Annotated in this window: 16 protein-coding genes; 6 read left to right on the plus strand and 10 right to left on the minus strand. The window is 59.7% G+C overall.

Annotated elements, in window-relative coordinates:
- Window positions 1–124 precede the first annotated feature (124 nt).
- The 3 genes from AC2FIR_RS12375 (at window position 125) to AC2FIR_RS12385 (ending at window position 3,906) form a co-directional block, all read left to right on the plus strand.
- Entirely contained in the window at window positions 125–1,831 is a 1,707-nt protein-coding gene (locus tag AC2FIR_RS12375; RefSeq protein ID WP_170615308.1) for a peptide ABC transporter substrate-binding protein, read from the plus strand.
- Between the two features lie 94 nt (window positions 1,832–1,925).
- The gene (locus AC2FIR_RS12380) at window positions 1,926–2,933 is read left to right on the plus strand and encodes an ABC transporter permease (protein ID WP_170615306.1); all 1,008 of its coding nucleotides are present in this window, start codon (window positions 1,926–1,928) and stop codon (window positions 2,931–2,933) included.
- Entirely contained in the window at window positions 2,926–3,906 is a 981-nt protein-coding gene (locus tag AC2FIR_RS12385) for an ABC transporter permease (RefSeq protein WP_170677871.1), read from the plus strand. Before AC2FIR_RS12380 ends, AC2FIR_RS12385 begins: the two co-directional genes overlap by 8 nt.
- A gap of 6 nt (window positions 3,907–3,912) precedes the next feature.
- Here AC2FIR_RS12385 and AC2FIR_RS12390 read toward each other — a convergent pair whose 3' ends face one another.
- From AC2FIR_RS12390 to AC2FIR_RS12415, 6 genes are all read right to left on the minus strand, one after another.
- Window positions 3,913–5,049 carry an MFS transporter gene (locus AC2FIR_RS12390; protein ID WP_480489556.1) on the minus strand — a complete coding sequence of 379 codons (1,137 nt, stop codon included), beginning with the start codon at window positions 5,047–5,049 and terminating at the stop codon, window positions 3,913–3,915.
- A gap of 71 nt (window positions 5,050–5,120) precedes the next feature.
- Entirely contained in the window at window positions 5,121–6,398 is a 1,278-nt protein-coding gene (locus AC2FIR_RS12395) for a DUF3422 family protein (RefSeq protein WP_170615304.1), read from the minus strand.
- Window positions 6,399–6,504: 106 nt separating this feature from the next.
- Complete coding sequence (locus AC2FIR_RS12400; RefSeq protein ID WP_496762448.1) at window positions 6,505–6,861, minus strand: VOC family protein; 357 nt, start codon at window positions 6,859–6,861, stop codon at window positions 6,505–6,507.
- 160 nt (window positions 6,862–7,021) lie between these two features.
- Complete coding sequence (locus AC2FIR_RS12405; protein ID WP_170615302.1) at window positions 7,022–8,476, minus strand: NAD(P)(+) transhydrogenase (Re/Si-specific) subunit beta; 1,455 nt, start codon at window positions 8,474–8,476, stop codon at window positions 7,022–7,024.
- 13 nt (window positions 8,477–8,489) lie between these two features.
- Window positions 8,490–10,061, minus strand: coding sequence for a Re/Si-specific NAD(P)(+) transhydrogenase subunit alpha (locus AC2FIR_RS12410; RefSeq protein ID WP_170677877.1), 1,572 nt, complete (start codon window positions 10,059–10,061; stop codon window positions 8,490–8,492).
- Window positions 10,062–10,192: 131 nt separating this feature from the next.
- Window positions 10,193–10,642, minus strand: a complete 450-nt coding sequence (locus AC2FIR_RS12415) for a methyltransferase family protein (protein WP_496746093.1) — start codon at window positions 10,640–10,642, stop codon at window positions 10,193–10,195.
- Window positions 10,643–10,812: 170 nt separating this feature from the next.
- Here AC2FIR_RS12415 and kynU point away from each other — a divergent pair, with 170 nt between their 5' ends.
- Complete coding sequence (kynU, locus tag AC2FIR_RS12420) at window positions 10,813–12,006, plus strand: kynureninase (RefSeq protein WP_496746091.1); 1,194 nt, start codon at window positions 10,813–10,815, stop codon at window positions 12,004–12,006.
- Here the strand turns inward: kynU and AC2FIR_RS12425 are convergent.
- Window positions 11,999–12,577, minus strand: coding sequence for a TetR/AcrR family transcriptional regulator (locus AC2FIR_RS12425; RefSeq protein WP_170615298.1), 579 nt, complete (start codon window positions 12,575–12,577; stop codon window positions 11,999–12,001). The genes kynU and AC2FIR_RS12425 overlap by 8 nt on opposite strands.
- Window positions 12,578–12,675: 98 nt before the next feature.
- Between AC2FIR_RS12425 and AC2FIR_RS12430 the strand changes: the two genes are divergently transcribed.
- On the plus strand, window positions 12,676–13,140 hold the full coding sequence (locus AC2FIR_RS12430) for a 2Fe-2S iron-sulfur cluster-binding protein (RefSeq protein ID WP_321254096.1): 465 nt from the start codon (window positions 12,676–12,678) through the stop codon (window positions 13,138–13,140).
- Window positions 13,141–13,143: 3 nt separating this feature from the next.
- Window positions 13,144–15,384, plus strand: coding sequence for a xanthine dehydrogenase family protein molybdopterin-binding subunit (locus AC2FIR_RS12435; RefSeq protein WP_496746089.1), 2,241 nt, complete (start codon window positions 13,144–13,146; stop codon window positions 15,382–15,384).
- Between the two features lie 39 nt (window positions 15,385–15,423).
- Here the strand turns inward: AC2FIR_RS12435 and AC2FIR_RS12440 are convergent, their stop codons facing one another.
- From AC2FIR_RS12440 to AC2FIR_RS12450, 3 genes are all read right to left on the minus strand, one after another.
- Complete coding sequence (locus tag AC2FIR_RS12440; RefSeq protein WP_496762450.1) at window positions 15,424–16,203, minus strand: gamma-glutamyl-gamma-aminobutyrate hydrolase family protein; 780 nt, start codon at window positions 16,201–16,203, stop codon at window positions 15,424–15,426.
- A 231-nt stretch (window positions 16,204–16,434) separates the two neighbouring features.
- Window positions 16,435–16,860, minus strand: a complete 426-nt coding sequence (locus AC2FIR_RS12445; protein ID WP_170615294.1) for a GlcG/HbpS family heme-binding protein — start codon at window positions 16,858–16,860, stop codon at window positions 16,435–16,437.
- Between the two features lie 82 nt (window positions 16,861–16,942).
- Window positions 16,943–19,078: a malate synthase G gene (locus AC2FIR_RS12450; RefSeq protein ID WP_496746087.1), complete on the minus strand. Its 2,136-nt coding sequence runs from the start codon at window positions 19,076–19,078 to the stop codon at window positions 16,943–16,945.
- Between the last annotated feature and the right edge of the window lie 124 nt (window positions 19,079–19,202).

Genomic DNA, 19,202 nt, shown 5'->3' on the forward strand with positions numbered 1-19,202 from the left:
ATTCGCGAAGCGTGGCTTGCATACATGTTTCTTTTCAGCGCCTTACAATCCCACACGGCAACGCCAAACCCGCAGGCCTTGCGGAGATAATCGAGACACGAATGTGTCCAACATGGAGTGTATGATGAAAATCAAAACCCTTTTGCTTGGTGCGATTGCAAGCACGGCGATGGCCCCGATGGCCTTTGCCGAGCGCGGATCGGACGGCAATGTCAGCATCATCTACTGGCAGGCACCGTCGATCCTGAACCCGTTCCTTTCGGGTGGCACCAAGGATGTGGAGTCGGCCTCGCTGGTGATCGAACCGCTCGCCCGCTACGACCAGGACGGCAACATGGTGCCTTATCTGGCATCGGAAATTCCAACCGTTGAAAACGGCGGTGTCAGCGAAGATCTGACCTCGATCACCTGGAAAATCGCACCGGGAATCACCTGGTCGGATGGTAGTCCGTTCACTTCTGCGGACGTGAAATTCACCGCTGACTACTGCATGCACCCCGAAGGTGGCTGCGCGCAGGTGACCAAATTCGAAGGCGTCACATCGGTCGAAGCCGTGGACGACCTGACCGTAAAGGTCACGTTCGATGCGCCGACCCCGTTCCCCTATGGTCCGTTTGTCGGCGGCGAAAGCCCGATCATTCAGGCCGCACAGTTTGCCGACTGCCTGGGCGCGAAAGCCCCCGAATGCACCGAGCAGAACTTTAACCCGATCGGCACCGGCCCGTTTGTCGTCACCGAGTTCAAGCCGAACGACGTGATCACCATGAAGGCCAACGACAACTACCGTGATCCGGCAAAACCTGCCTTTGCGACGCTGACCTTCAAAGGTGGCGGTGACGCAACTGCGGCGGGCCGCGCGGTGATGGAAACCGGCGAGTTTGACTATGCCTGGAACCTGCAGCTGGCACCCGAGGTGATCCAGCAGATGCAGGAAGGCGGCAAGGGCACTCCGGTCGCAGGCTTCGGCCCGCTGGTCGAGCGCATCATGCTGAACCAGACCAACCCGTCGCCCGATCTGCCGGAAGGCGAGCGTTCGACTGCTGCGCATCCGCACCCGTTCCTGCAGGATCCTGCGGTTTACAAGGCGATGTCTCTGGCAATCGACCGTCCGCTGCTGGTGGAAATCGGCTATGGCCAGGCCGGTCAGGTCACCTGTAACTGGGTTCCGGCCCCGGCTGCCGTGAATTCGGACACCTTTTCCTGTGACACGCAGGACATCGAAGGTGCGAAGAAACTGCTGGATGACGCGGGTATCGTAGACTCTGATGGCGACGGCGTGCGTGAAAAAGACGGCGTTCCGCTGAAGATCGTCTACCAGACCTCGACCAACGCCGTCCGTCAGGACTTCCAGGCGCTGATCAAGGAATGGTGGAGCCAGATCGGTATCGAAACCGAGCTGCGCAACATCAACGCGTCGGTCTTCTTCGGCGGTGACCCGGGTTCGCCCGACACCTTCCAGAAGTTCTATGCGGACGTTGAAATGTACGCCAACACCTTCAACGGCACCGACCCGCAGTCCTATCTGGGCAACGGCTTGTGCGACAAGGCTCCCAAGCCGGAATCGCAGTGGCAGGGTGAAAACATCAGCCGCTTCTGCAACGAAGAATTCGACAAGCTGCATGGTCAGCTGGCCGAAACCGCCGGTGCGGAAGAGCGTGCGAAAATCGCCCGTCGTCTGAACGACATCATGGTTGAAAACGGCGGTATGATCCCGCTGGTGCACCGTGGCCGTCTGTCGGCGCACGCAAACACCCTGGGTGGCGTGATCCTGAATGTTTGGGACAGCGAGCTGTGGAATGCAGCAGACTGGTACCGCAAGACCGGATCCTAAACATCAAGTTGCAAAGCTGCGCCCCGATCTGTATCGGGGCGCGGTCATTTGCACACCACTCCAACAAGAAGACGCACAATAAAGGCGCCTTTTGATGCTCAACTTCACCATCAGACGACTGATTCTGGCCGTTCCGACGCTCCTGTTTATCAGTCTCGTCATCTTCCTGCTGCTTGAACTCGCACCCGGCGATCCCATGGCGCAGGTTCCGCTTACCGTCCCCCCCGAAGTCAAAGAGAAGATGCGCGAGGCGCTTGGCCTCGGGCAGCCGATGCATATCCGGTTCTGGAAATGGATCGTGCAGTTCTTCTGGATTGAACCGCAGGTGCTGATCGACTCGATGTTCGGCACGACCTTCTCCGAAGGCGATCTGCGTGTGATTTCGTGGCAGACCCGCTCGCCCGTCATGGACATCGTCGTTCAGCGTATCCCGCAGACCCTGTGGGTCGTCGGCACCGCTTATGTGGTCGCCATCCTTATCGCGCTGCCCATCGGCATCTATTCCGCATACCGCCAGTATTCCTGGTTCGATCAGATGGGTACATTCGTGTCGATGGTCGGCTTCTCGGTCCCGCCTTTCTTCTCGGGCGTGCTGGTGATCGTGATCTTCTCGGTCCAACTTGGCTGGTTCCCGTCAATCTATGACACAACACATGTGGTCGACAGCTGGGACAGTTTTGTCGTGCAGCTGAAGCAGATGATCATGCCTGTCATGGTTCTGGCGCTTCAGATCACCGCACAACTCAGCCGGTTCATGCGCGCCTCGATGCTGGATAACCTCAATCAGGACTACGTCCGCACCGCCCGCGCCAAGGGCCTTAGCGAATACACCGTCGTGATGGTCCACGTGCTGCGCAACTCGATGATTCCGGTTGTCACCGTGATTGCTCTGGGCATTCCGGCCATCTTCGGCGGCGCCATCATTACCGAGCAGGTCTTCAAGGTGAACGGCATCGGCCAGTTGCTGATCGGGGCCATTCAGGCCAATGACCTGCCGATGGTGCAGACCCTGACCTTCATCTTCGCCGTCCTGATCGTGCTGTTCAACCTGATCGCAGACGTCCTGTATGGCATTCTGGACCCGAGGATTCGCTATGACTGATCATGATCGCACGGATTCTCTGGTTCCGGACGAAGGGCTTGCCCCGGCCTCGACCGCCCTGCCAACGGCAGACGTGCTGGAGGAACTGGCCACCCCGCCCCGCAGTCAGTGGCGCGATGTCTGGGATCAGTTCAAGACCCACAAGGGCGCGATGATCGGGGCCGTCCTGTTTATCTTCATCGTGGCCGGCGTCTACATTGGTCCTTATCTGTGGAGCATCGATCCGACACAGATCGACATCCGGTCCCGCAATCAGGGGCCAAGCTGGTCGCATCCGTTTGGAACAGACCAGTTGGGCCGAGACATTCTGGCCCGTATGATGTCAGGCGGGCAAACCTCGGTCTCCGTGGGCATCACTGCGATGTTGCTGGCGTTGTTCCTGGGATCTTTCATCGGCGTTCTGGCCGGGTTCTTCAAACGGCTGGACGGGCCGTTGATGCGCCTGACCGATCTGTTCCTGGCCCTGCCCCTGCTGCCATTGCTTCTAGTCATGATGCTGCTGTTCCGAGAACCGCTGTCAGCGGCATTCGGGCTGGAGCGCGGGATTTTCATCCTGATCGTCGCCGCAATCGGCGTCACGTCGTGGATGCCGACCGCACGGATCGTGCGCGGAGATGTTCTGGCGATCAAGGAGCGGGAGTTCGTTCTGGCCGCGCGCTCGATCGGGACAAGCAACGGACAGATCATCACGCGGCACATCCTGCCCAATGTGCTGTCCCCGATCATGGTCTCCGCCACGCTGGGCATCGCCACCGCGATCATCACCGAAAGCGCACTGTCCTTCCTGGGCCTGGGCTTTCCGCCGGACTTCCCGACCTGGGGCCGGTTGCTGTTTGACGGTGTCGACTATCTGCAGCAATACCCCGAACGCGTGTTCTGGCCCGGTCTTGCGATCTCGCTGACGGTGCTAAGCGTCAACTATCTGGGTGACGGTCTGCGCGACGCTCTGGACCCGCGTATTCGCGGACGTTGAACCAAGTCAGCCGGCGCGTTTCAGCGCGCCGGCCAACACGACGATCAGTACCGCCAGCGGTATCAGCACCGAAAACGCCATTCTCAGGCCAAACAATTCGGCCAGAAACCCGATCAATGGCGGCCCGATCAGCAACCCGCCATATCCAAGCGTTGCAACACTGGCAATTGCCTGTCCGGGGGGCACCAGCGGGTCATTCGCGGCGCGGCTGAATGCCAAGGGCATGATGACGGCATAACCGATCCCCATCAAAGCAAAGCCGAACAAAGCCAGCGAGGTCGCCGCAGCGGATACCACGCAAAACACCCCGATGGCCGCACAGACACCTCCGAATCTTGCGATGCTGACCGGCCCGAACCGGGCTATGAACACACCACCCGCCAGTCTGAGCGCAACCATCGCGACCGAAAACACCGCATAACCCAACGCCGCAACACCTTCGGTCGCTTCCGTGACATCGCGCAGGTAGACCGCGCTCCAGTCCGCGACCGCTCCCTCGCCCAACGCACCACACAGGGCCGCAATTCCAACAAGAACCAAAGCACCGGACGGCCATGCAAAAACGGCGCCGCCCGCGCTCTCCGACAGTTTTGACGTCCAGCGCACCCATGACAGGGCAAGCGCAAAGCCCACGACAATCCCACCTGCCAGCAGGAAATGAGTGATCACGGTCAGCCCCATCTGGACCGCCATGTAACCGCTGAGCGCCCCCAGCCCGGCCCCAAGGCTCCACATCGCGTGAAACGAGGACATGACGGGTTTATCATAAGCCTGCTCTACCTCGGCCGCCCAGGCGTTCATCGCCACGTCCATCGACCCGTGGAATGCCCCAAAGATGAACAGAAACACAGCCAGCGCCCAGAAACCGCCTGCCAGAGCCAGAAGGATCAGCGAAAGCGTGTAGAGAACGGCAATCACACGCGTGATAACGACAGCTCCGAAACGGTCGGTCAGACGTCCCGTCACTGGAAATGAACACACCGCCCCTGCCGCCATGAACAGCAAGCCATAACCCAACGCCTCGTGCGTCAGCTCCAGCCTGTCACGCACCGCGGGGATGCGCGATGCCCAGATGCCGAACAAGGCACCGTTCAGGATGAACATGGCCGCGACAGCGCGCCATGCGACCACAATTCCGATCACGAAAAACCCCTCTTGCCGGGCAAACCTGCCAGCCCCGTTCTACAGGCCTGATGGATTTTGGCAAACGTGATCTAGGACAGCCGCTTGCGGATATGGCGAACACCGACCCAAACGCCTGCGACAACCGGCAATGTCACGGCGGCCGTCAGCATCCCCTTGCTGATGCCCGCGCTCGTCAGCGGATACAAAAGATAGCTGACCAAAGACACCGCATAATAGCTGATTGCAACAACCGACAAACCTTCTACCGTGTGCTGAAGTCGCAAGGCCAGATCCGCGCGACGATCCATGCTTTCCAGCAGCGCCTGGTTCTGCGCACTTCGTTCCACATCCACCCGTGTCCGCAGCAGGTCGCCGGCGCGGATAGCCCGGTCCGACAAGGCTTGCAGGCGGCGCTCGGCCGACTTTACGGTGCGCATAGCCGGGTCATAGCGGCGCATCATGAAATCGGCAAAAGACTGGCCGCCCTCGAACCGTTCCTCACGCAGGATTTCGATCCGTTGGTTGACGATGGCTTCATAGGCGCCCGACGCTCCAAAGCGGAAAGAGGATTGGGCCGACAGGGTTTCCAGTTCGATCGACGTGGACAGCAGTTGCGGCAACAACTCATCCGGCTTGGACGAACTGACAGTCATCTGCCTCATCAACTCCGTCAGCTTCCCGTCCAGTTCGCCTATGCGCGGCATCAGCTGTTTCACCCGTGCAAAGCCCAGCATGGACATTGCCTTATAGGTCTCGATTTCACACAGACGCTGAATGATACGGCCAGTCCGGCGCTGATTGGTCCCGTCACGGACAAAAACGGCAAAGCGCATATGACCCGCCGGGTCGATGCGAAAATCGCTGGCGCAAATGGCGGCGTCATCCAAAACGCGGGCCACCGCCAGGCTTTCCGGTTCGAACCAATCCGCAAGCATCGGCTTCACGGAGTCATCATCTTTGCATTCCACCACCCGCAGCATCGCCGAGGTTACGCGCTGACCGGGGCTTGCCATCAGCCAGTCGGGCGGAAAAATTTCGAAGTCCGCCGGATTGAACGGGCGGTCACTGACATTCTGCGCAATGGCCGTATACGTGACGAATTCAGCGTGCTGCTCCCATTTGAGCCAGTGACGCCCGATCTGTCCGGCATAATGCGTGGCCCCGGGTTGCGGATGCGGTGCTCCGTGGCGGTTCAGCAGATCCGTCAGATGCGCAACATCTTCATCACGATCCCGCGCTGCCGCCGCAACGGGCTTCTTGATGGCCAGAAACACCACCGTACAGGGCGTTTTCGCCACCGGAAACGGGCGCGCGTGCAATTCATTGGCCAGCGCATAGCGCAGCGGATGATCCTGGATGGGCGTCATTCTTAGCTCCCTGACTCCAGGCCACTATACCCCGCATTCAAAATACATCAATTATTGTTTTATTTCATATACTTACATGAATACCACCGCATACAGTGGCGCTATCCTATTGATTTGGCTGCCAGAGCTCGACCGGATTGCCTTCAGGGTCGTGAATACGAGCGAACTTCCCGACCTCACTGTCCCACTCATCGCGGGTTTCGACCTGGATGCCTGCTGCCTCAAGCTGCGCGATTAACGCTGCCAGATCATCGACGCGGAAGTTGATCATCCACTGTTGCTCTGACCGGCCGAAATATTCGGTCTCCTGGTCGAAAGGCGCAAACACCGTGTGCCCCTCGCGCTGTTTCCAGGGGACAGGATCGTAGTGATTGACCCCCAGATGGGTCTCGTACCACGCGGACAGCGCTTTCGGATTACGCGCGCGGAAAAACACACCGCCGATGCCGTTCACCTTTTCCATCAACGCCTCCTGTCAACAACCTGGCCCGCCCAGCCTAGCACGCCCCGCCTGCTTCATCTGACCAAAAATATCATGGAGGTCAGGAGGCAAAGCCTCCTGCATACAAAAAAAGAAAAGGGCGCCGTCTGGCGCCCTTTGCAATTTTAATACAGCCTGCCGATCAGTCGATCATGGGCAGCAGCTTGTCCAGGCTCGCCTTGGCGTCGCCATAGAACATGCGGGTGTTTTCCTTGAAGAACAGCGGGTTTTCGATACCCGAATAGCCAGTACCCTGACCACGCTTGGACACGAACACCTGCTTGGCCTTCCAGCATTCCAGAACCGGCATACCGGCGATGGGGCTGTTGGGATCCTCCTGCGCCGCAGGGTTCACGATGTCGTTCGAGCCGATCACGATGGCCACATCCGTATCCGGGAAGTCATCGTTGATCTCGTCCATTTCCAGAACAATATCATACGGCACTTTCGCTTCGGCCAGCAGAACGTTCATATGGCCCGGCAGACGACCGGCTACGGGGTGGATCGCAAAACGCACCTCTTTGCCCTTGGCGCGCAGCTTGCGGACCAGTTCGGAAACGGACTGCTGCGCCTGCGCCACGGCCATCCCGTAACCCGGGATGATGATCACGCTGTCAGCGTCGTTCAGCGCGGCCGCAACTCCATCTGCGTCGATCGCCACCTGCTCGCCCTCAACAGCCATCTGTTCGCCCTGCGGGCCACCGAAGCCACCCAGGATCACGCTGACAAAGTGGCGGTTCATCGCCTTACACATGATGTAGGACAGGATGGCACCGGACGAACCGACCAGCGCGCCGACCACGATCAGCAGGTCGTTGCCCAGCGAGAAGCCGATCGCCGCAGCGGCCCAGCCCGAATAGCTGTTCAGCATCGACACAACCACCGGCATGTCAGCGCCTCCGATGCCCATGATCAGGTGGTAACCAATGAACAGCGCCGCCAGAGTCATCAGGATCAGCGGGAACAGGCCACCCGACGAGGTGTACCAGATCAGGCAGATCAGCGAGAGACCGGCAGCCGCCGCGTTCAGCGCATGACCGCCGGGCAGTTTGGTTGCGGCGCTCGTCACCTTACCCGCCAGCTTGCCATAGGCGACAACCGAACCGGTAAAGGTAATCGCACCGATGAAGATGCCGAGGTACAATTCGACATGCAGGATTGCCAGTTCCGCCGCGGTCTTCTTGGCGATCAGCTTAGCAAATGCGCCCAGATCGGAAAGATCCGCCTGAGACGCACTGTCGGCAATCGCCATGACCTGCGCCACGTTACCGATTTCGAAATGAGCGTTGAAGCCGACGAATACAGCCGCAAGACCCACCAGCGAGTGCATAGCTGCGACAAGCTGCGGCATCTCGGTCATCTGCACGCGCTGCGCCACGTATTGGCCGATGAAACCGCCACCGGCGATCAGCAGCAGCGACAGCAGCCACAGTCCCGAACCGGGACCAACCAGCGTGGCGAAGACCGCCAGCGCCATACCGACGATGCCATACCAGACCGCGCGCTTGGCGCTTTCCTGGTTCGACAGACCGCCGAGCGAAAGGATGAACAAAACAGCCGCAACAACATAGGCAGCAGTAGTGAAGCCAAATTCCATGTGCCCGGCCTCCTTAAGATTTCTGGAACATGGCAAGCATGCGCCGGGTTACGAGGAAGCCACCGAAGATGTTGATCCCGGCCATGAAGACGGACAGCGCCGCCAGCAGAATGACCAGGAACGATCCTGATCCGATCTGCATCAAGGCCCCAACGATGATGATCGACGAGATCGCGTTGGTGATCGCCATCAGCGGAGTGTGCAAGCTGTGCGAAACATTCCAGATCACCTGGAAGCCCACAAAGATCGCCAGCACAAAGACGATGAAGTGCTGCATGAAACTGGCCGGAGCGATCAGCCCCACCAGCAACATCAGCGCACCACCAACACCCAGCAGTGTGAACTGCTGCTTGGTCTGCGCCTTGAAGGCCGCAATCTCCTGCGCCTTCTTCTCTTCCGGGGTCAGTTCCTTGACTTCCGGTTTCTTCTGCGCCGCAATCGCCTGCACTTTCGGCGGCGGCGGCGGGAAGGTAATCTCGCCCTCATAGGTCACAGTCGAGCCGCGAATGACGTCATCTTCCATGTCGTGATTGATCTGACCGTCCTTTTCGGGCGTCAGGTCGGTCATCATGTGACGGATGTTGGTCGCATACAAAGACGAGGACTGTGCTGCCATCCGGCTGGGGAAGTCGGTATATCCGATAATGGTCACGCCATTGTCGGTCACGATCTTCTCGTCCGCCACGGTCAGCTTGCAGTTGCCGCCCTTTTCCGCCGCCAGATCGACGATCACCGAGCCGGGCTTCATGCTTTCAACCATGTCCTTGGTCCAAAGCTCGGGCGCTTCGCGGTTCGGGATCAGCGCCGTGGTGATGACGATGTCCATCTCGGGCGCAAGTTCGCGGAACTTGGCCAGCTGCGCGTTGCGGAACTCTTCGGACTGGACCGAGGCATAACCGCCGGTGGCCGCGCCGTCCTGCTGGTCTTCTTCAAAGTCCAGATAGACGAATTCAGCACCCATGGACTCGACCTGCTCGGCCACTTCCGGGCGCACGTCGAACGCATAGGTGATCGCGCCCAGCGAGGTCGAGGTCCCGATGGCCGCCAGACCGGCCACACCGGCGCCAACGATCAGCACCTTTGCAGGCGGCACTTTACCTGCCGCCGTCACCTGACCGGTGAAAAAGCGACCAAAGTTGTTGCCCGCCTCGATCACGGCGCGGTAACCCGCGATATTGGCCATCGACGACAGCGCGTCCATCTTCTGCGCGCGCGAAATACGCGGCACCATTTCCATGGCGATCACGTTTGCGCCCTTGGATTTGGCCAGTTCCATGCCTTCTTCGTTGCCCGCAGGGTTGAAGAACGAGATCAGCGTCTTGCCCTTGGTCAGCCGCTTCAATTCCACATCGGTCGGTTGGCGCACCTTGGCGACGATATCAGCCGCCTTCCAAAGCGCCGCCGCGGTCTTGACCACCTCGACACCCGCAGCCTCATAGGCCGCATCCGAGAACCCGGCAGCGGCACCCGCGCCCTTCTCGATCAGGCACTCATAGCCCAGCTTCTGCAATTGCACGGCAGAGTCCGGCGTCATCGCAACCCGGTTCTCTCCGTCCAGTCTTTCCTTCGGTGTGCCTATTTTCACCGGTGCTATCCCCCTAATTTTGACTCAATCTGAGCAGGTGGTCGGTATTGTTTGATAAGCAAACATGTATCCTGCGCAACATTATTTCGCAAGCGCAGCATTTTTGACGTTGGATCATCGCCGCAACCCACTCATATCCACCGCCGTGTTTCCCGTTCATAACGGGCAAAATCGGCGCGGAATGTCCGGCGCAGGCGGTCTTCTTCCGGCAGGATAAAACGGCGTTCCAGGACCCAGGCAAAGACCGGCACCAAAACCAGAGAAAGCACTGCATCAAAACGCAGAATCAGACCGGCCAGGATCAGAACATCCCCCAGATAAATCGGATTGCGGCTGCGCTTGTAGATGCCCGAGCGTACCATCGCGGTCGGTGTTTCGTGCGGAATGACGGTGGTTTTGTGGCGGCGGAATTCGACGATGGCCAACACGGCCAGAAGGATGCCCCCTCCGATCAGGATGCCACTCAAAAGATCGGTCAGGCCGCTTTCCAGCGACAGATCCAACGACAGATGACGTCCCTGCAGCCACGCGAGCACGGCGAATCCCAAAAGCCAGACGGGTGGTACATCAATCCGTTGCACGCACATTTCCTGTGATTGACGACACGCGCGATCATGTCGCTTCTGAACGACGTCCTACCGCTTTCGGGCCAAAATGGCAAAGCTCAGGATGTCGCATCGATGGACAGGCGGTATCCGATCAGATAGGCCCGTGGAAACACTGATCCGAAGCACAATGAGATGAGCACTGAATGACCGATTTTGCCGCAACCAAAGCCATGTTCGACCTGCCCGAGGGCGTGATTTATCTGGATGGCAATTCGCTCGGTCCCTTGCCCAAGGCGGCGGGCGCACGTGTGCAGGACATGATGGCCAACGAATGGGGGCAAATGCTGATCACCGGCTGGAACAAGGCAGGCTGGATGGGAATGCCGACCGGGCTGGGTGATCGTATCGGGCGGCTGATTGGGGCCGAACCCGGCAGCGTTGTGGTCGGCGACACATTGTCGATCAAGGTATATCAGGCCGTGGCGTCCGCGCTGGAGCTGTGCCCCAACCGCAAGGTTGTTCTGTCGGACAACGGAAACTTCCCCTCGGACCTTTACATGGCGGACGGGCTTCTGCGCTCACTCGGACCGGATTATGAATTGCGTGTGGTCGCCCCCGAGGACGTGGCCGCGAACATTACCGAAGACGTTGCCGTTCTGATGCTGACGGAAGTGGACTATCGCTCGGGACGCATGCACGACATGAAGGCGCTGACGGAACAGGCGCATTCGAACGGCACAGTTACGGTCTGGGACCTGGCCCATTCTGCGGGCGCAATCCCCGTTGACCTGTCGGGCTGCAACGCAGATTTTGCAGTGGGCTGCACATACAAATACCTCAACGGTGGTCCGGGCGCGCCAGCCTTTATCTATGTCGCACCACGTCTGGCTGACAGCGTCAGGCCCGCACTGTCCGGCTGGCTGGGTCACGAAGCGCCATTTGCCTTTGATCTGGATTACCGTCCGGGCAGCGGGATCGAAAGAATGCGGGTCGGCACCCCCCCGGTCATTCAGATGAGCGCGCTTGCATCAGCAATGGATGTCTGGGATCTGGCAGACATGAACGACGTGCGGGCCAAGTCCATCGAACTGACCGAGCTTTTCGTTGCGCGCGTCGAAGCCACCTGCCCTGGTCTGCATCTGGCCAGCCCGCGAGATCCGAACCTGCGCGGCAGTCAGGTCTCATTCCACTTCACCGAGGGCTATGCCGCGATGCAGGCCCTGATCGCACACGGCGTGATCGGAGATTTCCGGGCCCCGGACATTATGCGCTTTGGCTTCACGCCGCTTTATATCGATGAACAGGATGTCGAACGCGCGGTCGAAATTCTTGCAGATATCATGCAGAACAGATTGTGGGACGCGCCGGAATACAAAATTCGCCAGCGCGTCACCTGACCTCGAGCCCGGCACCGAACAGGTCGGCCACTTGGCCTACCTGTTGTTCGTAAACCTCGGCACCCGCTCCGGTCAGTTTTAATCCCTTGAGCGTCGCTGAAATGGTCCGGCCGGTTTCAACCGCGTCCGCGAACAACCGAACGCGCCCAGCTTGTTGTTGGTGTGACAGCCAGTCTGCGTAAAGCCCCGCCAGCATGGCCTCCCCCTCCGAGATGATCTCGGAAGACATGGACTTGGTGTTATCCAGCAGTTCAAGCCCGTGCGGCAGCGCCAGAATGGCTGCCATTCCTTCGGTCTGCGCCCGTATTGCTCGCTTCAACACGTCCGGCACGGAACCGGGCGACGCCAGCGCGGCAGCAACCGCTGCGCTTTTTTCCGCATAGTAGAGTTCGGTCAGCTTTCTGACGATCGCTTCTTTGTTCTTGTAGTGCAGATACACGGCCGGTCGGGACATCCCCGCGCCCCGCGCTATGTCGTCCATTGATGTCTTGCGAAATCCGTACGTAGCAAATGCCTGAAAGGCCGAGTCCAGGATCGCTTTTTGCCGTATATCGCCAACTGCTTCTGTCATGCTCAAATTCGTGACATTTTTTGTTTATTTTGTCAATTGACATCCTGACACTTTTCAACAATTGTGTCAGAAACCGCGACAGCTACGAGAGGTGCGCCATGGCGACCGCCCTTAAGATCAATGGAAAGCAGCATCAGATTGACCTGCCCGATGACGTCCCCCTGCTTTGGGTCTTGCGGGATGAGGTCGGCCTGACCGGGACCAAATTCGGCTGCGGCGTGGCAGCCTGTGGGGCCTGCACCGTCCATATTGATGGCGAGGCGGTACGCTCGTGCCAGGTTGCGCTATCGGACGTTTGGGGTGACGTGACCACAATAGAAGGTATCGGCACCCCGGACGCGATGGCGACCATACAGCAGGCCTGGGTCGATCATCAGGTCGCGCAATGCGGTTATTGCCAGTCGGGCCAGATCATGCAGGCCGCTGCGCTGCTGGCGGAAAACCCCGCCCCAAGCGACAGTGATATCGACGAGGCGATGCAGGGCAACCTGTGCCGCTGCGGCACCTATCCCCGCATTCGCGCCGCGATTCACGATGCGGCGTCCAAGATAAACGAGGCGTAAATTATGGCATCTGTTGGTAAAATCCTCCGCCGCACGTTCCTGATCGGTTCAGCCGCAATTGTCGGCGGCGTGGCGTTCGGCGCCTACTATGTCAGCCGCCCAGTTGCCAATCCGCTCAAACCCGGCAAAGGCGAGGCGGCGCTGAACCCGTTCGTTCTGATCGACCAGAACGGCGTTACCCTCTTTGCACCCCGCGCCGAGATGGGGCAGAGCGTGAAAACCACCTGGGCCGCACTGATCGCGGAAGAACTGGACGTGGAACTGGACCAGATCACCGTCCTGCACGGCCCGGCGGCGCAAGCCTATTACAACACGGCCATGATCGGTGAAGGCTTGCCGAACAAGGGCTACGACATCTCTGATTTCCAGCACAATCTGGGTGAAGCTTTGGGCGGGATCGGCAAAGTGCTCAGCCTGCATGTGACTGGCGGCTCGACCTCGATGAAGGACGGGTTCGAGCGGATGCGGGAAGCCGGCGCCTCGGCCCGCGAAACGCTGAAACAGGCTGCGGCCGACCGTCTGGGCGTGGACCGCAGTGCCCTGAACACGGCCTCGGGCCATGTGATTGCCCCGAATGGCGACAAGATACCCTACACCGAACTGGCCGAGGATGTGGCCAAGCTCGACCCGATCGAGGCACCGCTGCGTGACCCCTCGGAATGGCGTTACCTTGGCCAGACCCAACCGCGTCTGGACATGGCCGAAAAGGCGACCGGCACGGCCGAATTCGCAATCGATGTACGCCTGCCCGGAATGAAGTTCGCCTCGGTCCGCATGAACCCGAAACTGGGTGGCCAGATGAACGGCTTTGACGACACCGCCGCGAAGTCAATGCCTGGGGTCGAGAAAATCGTCGATCTGGGCACTGGCGTTGCTGTCATTGCCACCAATACATGGCTGGCCAATCAGGCAGTCGAAGCCATTGACGTGGATTGGGGCGACGCGCCCTATCCGCCCGGGACAGAGGCAATCTTTGCCAGGATCAGCGAGGCGTTCGAGAACGACCCGAACTCGACCATGCGCGATGACGGCGACGTCAGCACTCTGCCGGACGGCGCCACCGAGATATCCGCGGAATACACCGTGCCTTATCTGGCCCACGCGACAATGGAACCGATGACGGCCGCCGCGCTGTTTTCCGGCAACAAACTGGAATTCTGGGGCGGCAATCAGGCCCCGACCTTCATGCAGATCAAAATTGCCGAGGCGGCCAATCTCGAAACCGATGCTGTTGAGGTTCATACCACCTATCTGGGCGGGGGCTATGGCCGTCGGCTGGAGTTTGACTTTGGGGTCATCGCCACAAAAATCGCCTTGGCCATGCCGAACACGCCGGTTCTGACGACCTGGAGCCGGGAAGAGGACATGCGCCACGACTTCTATCGTCCCGGCGCAATAGCCCGGATGCGCGGTGCGGTCAAAGACGGTCAGGCGGTCCTGATTGACGGTCGGGTCGCCTCGCAATCCTGCACACATCAGGCCGTGTCTCGCGTGACCGGGTTCGCCGGCGGCGGCCCCGACAAGGTACTTGTCGAAGGGCTGTTCAACCAGCCATATGCCGTGCCGAACTATCGCATCAGCGGCCACATCGCCGATCTGGATATTCCCGTCGGCTTCTGGCGTTCGGTCGGCAACAGCCACAACGGGTTCTTCCACGAAACTTTCATGGATGAAATGGCCCATGCCGCCGGCCGCGACCCGCTGGAATTCCGGCTGGAGCTGATGAAGAACGAACACGCGCCATCGGCCGGGTGTCTGGAAGCGGTGCGCGACATGTCGGGCTGGACCGGCCAGACCCCGGACGGAGTTGGCCGCGGGGTCGCCTTCACCTACAGCTTCGGCACTCCGGTAGCGCAAGTGATCGAAGTCGTTGACGAAGACGGCAGCATCCGCATCAGCAAGGCTTGGATTGCCTGCGATATGGGCATTGCGCTGGACCCCGATAACATCAAGGCGCAGATGTTCGGCGGCATGATGTACGGCCTGTCAGCGGCCTGCTTTGGTGCAATAACCTTTGCCGATGGCGAGGTCGAGCAGTTCAACTTCCCCGACTATGACGCCATGCGTATGCACACGGCCCCGGAAGTCGAAGTGCGCGTACTGGAAACCAACCGTCACCTGGGTGGCGCAGGAGAACCCGGCACGCCGCCATCAATGCCGGCACTGGGCAACGCGCTTTTTGACCTGACCGGAGAACGCGCTCGGTCTCTGCCGCTGATCAATCAGTTCAATCTGGTGGTTTGATGCAACCCGACCGGTCCCGTTTTGCGGGGCCGGCGCAAGTCACGCGGTTTGTTGAAACAGTCCAGCTTCCGATCCAGTCGCCCAGGCCCGCACCGCCGCTCCAAATGCTTCGAACAATGGCCGTGACACAGGATCATTCACAGCATCCCATTCCGGATGCCACTGTACGGACAGGGTAAATCCCGGGGCGTCTTTGACATAGATCGCCTCGGGCGTGCCGTCCGGTGCATGGCCGTCGATTTCGATCCTGTGGCCGACTTTCTTGATCCCCTGCCCGTGCAACGTGTTGGTCATCACCTCGGTCGCGCCCATCAGGCGGTGGAACACACCACCCTCGGCCAGTGTCACGACATGGCGCAGGGCGAATTTCTCTTCCAACGTACCGTCGGGCGGCATCCGGTGGTTCATGCGCCCGGGCAGATCACGGATTTCGGGGTATAGCGTCCCGCCCAATGCCACGTTGACTTCCTGAAACCCACGGCAAATTCCAAAAAACGGCTGACCTCGCTCAACACAGGCCCGGACCAGTGGCAAAGTTATCGCATCGCGCGCCCGGTCGAATTCCCCATGCGCTTCAGTGGCCAGTTCGCCATACTCCTCCGGGTGAACATTGGGGCGCCCACCTGTCAGCAGGAAGCCGTCGCAGACCTCAAGCAGTTCATCGACGGATACATATCTGGGGTCTGCCGGGATCAGCATCGGCAGGCAGCCCGAAACATTCGCCACCGCATCGGAATTCATCGTACCGCCGGCATGCGTCGGGTATTGATCCTTCATCAGATACGAGTTTCCGATGATACCAACCACGGGTCGTGACATTGTTGTTTTCCAAAACGTTTCCAGATCTAGCTGAAAACTATCGGCGGCAGATGAGACGTGCAATAGCACACACCCTGCATCTCAGCGCAAGCTCCTGTTCACAAGTGCACAATTTTTCCCAATTTTCGATCAATATTCAGGAAATTGTTCCAGCAAGATCACTAGAAGCGGGAAGGAGTTCCAAATGGCGGTTCTTCAGTCTCCACACCGGCCACGACATAACGTTGCGTGTCAGATCTCGCCCGTCAGACCTGCGGCTTCGATGCCAGCCAGGGCCGCCGCCGCGTCGTTGTCCGACGTATCGCCCGTCACCCCAACCGCACCAATCACGGCACCCTTTTTGTCGCGCAGCAGGACGCCACCCGGAACAGGCACGACCTGACCGCCATAAACGCCATTTACCGCCGCCATGAAATAGGCCTGAGCCTCGGCGCGCTGCATCTGCGCAGTACCCGCCATGCCCAACATGACCGCCCCATAAGCCTTGCCGTGCGCTATTCCAAAGCGCCCCGGGGCCGCGCCGTCCTCACGCTCGAATGCGATGACGTGACCGCCGGCATCCAACACAACCACCGAGAGTGGCTTCAACTCCATCTCATGCGCTTTTTCCAACGACTTTCGAATGATGGTGCGCGCCTTGCGCAAGGAAATAGCCATCCCTGATCCCTTTCATCTGGCCCAAAGTATCCTCGGGGGAGCGCGAGGGGGCAGACAGCCCCCTCGTTCCCGCCCGTGCAGCTCAACCCAAACTGGCTTTCTTTTCCAGCCGCCGTGCATGCAAAACCGGCTCGGTATAGCCCGAGGGCTGCACCCGCCCCTTGAAAACCAGATCGCAAGCCGCCTGAAAGGCGATACCATCAAAACCGGGCGCCATTGGAGAATATTCCGGATCATTCGCATTCTGGCGATCGACCACGGCCGCCATCTTGCGCATTGCGGCCATCACCTGACCTTCGTCCATCACATCATGGTGCAGCCAGTTGGCCAGCGCTTGCGAGGAAATCCGGCAGGTCGCGCGGTCCTCCATCAGGCCGATGTCATGAATGTCCGGCACTTTCGAGCATCCGACACCCTGATCGACCCACCGCACAACATAACCCAGAATGCCTTGCGCGTTGTTCTCGACCTCACGAGTGATTTCCTCTTCGCTCAGGTTGCGCCCGCCCAGCAGGGGCACGGTCAGCAGATCCTCAAGCGTGCCGCGCGCGCCGCCGGCCGCCAGTTCGTCCTGACGGGCCAGAACATCAACCTTGTGATAGTGGGTCGCGTGCAGTGTAGCGGCGGTTGGGGAAGGCACCCAGGCACAGGTCGCGCCGGATTTCGGGTGGCCGATCTTTTGGTCCAGCATGTCGCCCATCCGGTCGGGCATCGCCCACATGCCCTTTCCGATCTGAGCCTTGCCCTTCAGGCCGCAGGCCAGACCGATATCAACGTTGCGATCCTCATAGGACGCAATCCAGGGCGTGTTCTTGATGTCGCCTTTCGGCAGCATCGGGCCGGCCTCCATCGAGGTGTGAATCTCATCCCCGGTGCGGTCCAGAAAGCCGGTATTGATAAAGGCCACCCGCGATTTTGCAGCGCGGATACATTCCTTTAGGTTGACCGATGTGCGGCGCTCCTCATCCATGATACCCAGTTTCACGGTGTTTCGCGGCAAGCCCAGAATATCCTCGACCATGTCGAAAATTTCGACCGAGAACGCCACTTCTTCCGGCCCGTGCATCTTGGGCTTGACCACGTAAACCGACCCTGCGACCGAGTTGCCCCCCTCGCGCCGCAGATCGTGCATCGCGATCAGCGTGGTGCAAAGCGCATCCATCAACCCCTCGCCGATCTCATTACCCTCGCCATCCAGAACGGCGGGGTTGGTCATCAGATGGCCGACGTTTCGGATCAACATCAGCGAGCGGCCCTTCAGCGCCGCGGTTTCGCCGCCAACGGCGGTGTATTCAACGTCGCCAGCCAGCTTTCGGGTGAATGTCCGGCCACCTTTCGAAACCTCTTCGGTCAGGTCGCCCTTCATCAGACCCAGCCAGTTGCTGTAGGCAACAACCTTGTCGGCGGCATCCACGCAAGCCACCGAATCTTCGCAGTCCATGATAGTGGACAGCGCCGATTCCAGGCGCACATCAGCGATGCCTGCGGGGTCGGAGGCACCAATATTGCTGGACGGGTCGATCATGATCTGCACGTGAAGACCGTTATTCTTCAGTACCACGAACTCAGGCTTGTCAGCGGAACCGCCAAAGCCAACGAAACCTGCGGGATCGGCCAGTGCGGGCACCAGCGCACCGCCTTCGGCGCTCAGGTCCGAAACGTCGTACCACGAGCCATTTTCCAGCGGCACTGCGTCATCCAGAAATGCCTTGGCCCACGCGATCACGCGGGCACCCCGAGCGGTATCGTATCCTTTACCCACGGGCAGATCGCCCATCGCGTCGGTGCCATAAAGCGCATCATACAGGCTGCCCCATCGTGCGTTGGCGGCGTTCAGCGCAAAGCGGGCGTTGGTGATTGGCACCACCAGCTGAGGCCCGGGTGTCAGAGCAATCTCCGGATCGACCTTGGCGGTTTCGATCCGAAAATCGGTACCTTCCTCGACAAGGTATCCAATCTCTCGCAGGAAAGCCTGATACGCGGCGGCATCATGATCCTGCCCTGTTCGGGCCAGATGCCAGCCGTCGACCCGGCCTTGGATCTCGGCCCGTTTTGCCAGCAACGCTTTGTTCTTCGGCCCCAGCTCCTGAACCATCCGGGACAGGCCTGACCAAAAATCCTCGGATGAAACGCCCGTTCCGGGCAGCGCCCGGTTTTCGATGAAATCTGCCAGTTCAACGGCGATCTGCAAACCGTTCCGGGCTTCTCTACTGCTCATATTCGACATCTCCCGCAATTGTACGCCACTGTATGCCGGCTTCAATTAGAGCGGAAGTTTCCGATAGGCAACATATTCGCCATCGCTTTTCGGCGGACCTGCCGGATTGGCGTGGCGTCAGCAC

The sequence above is a fragment of the Ruegeria sp. CDSB136 genome (assembly GCF_059610965.1).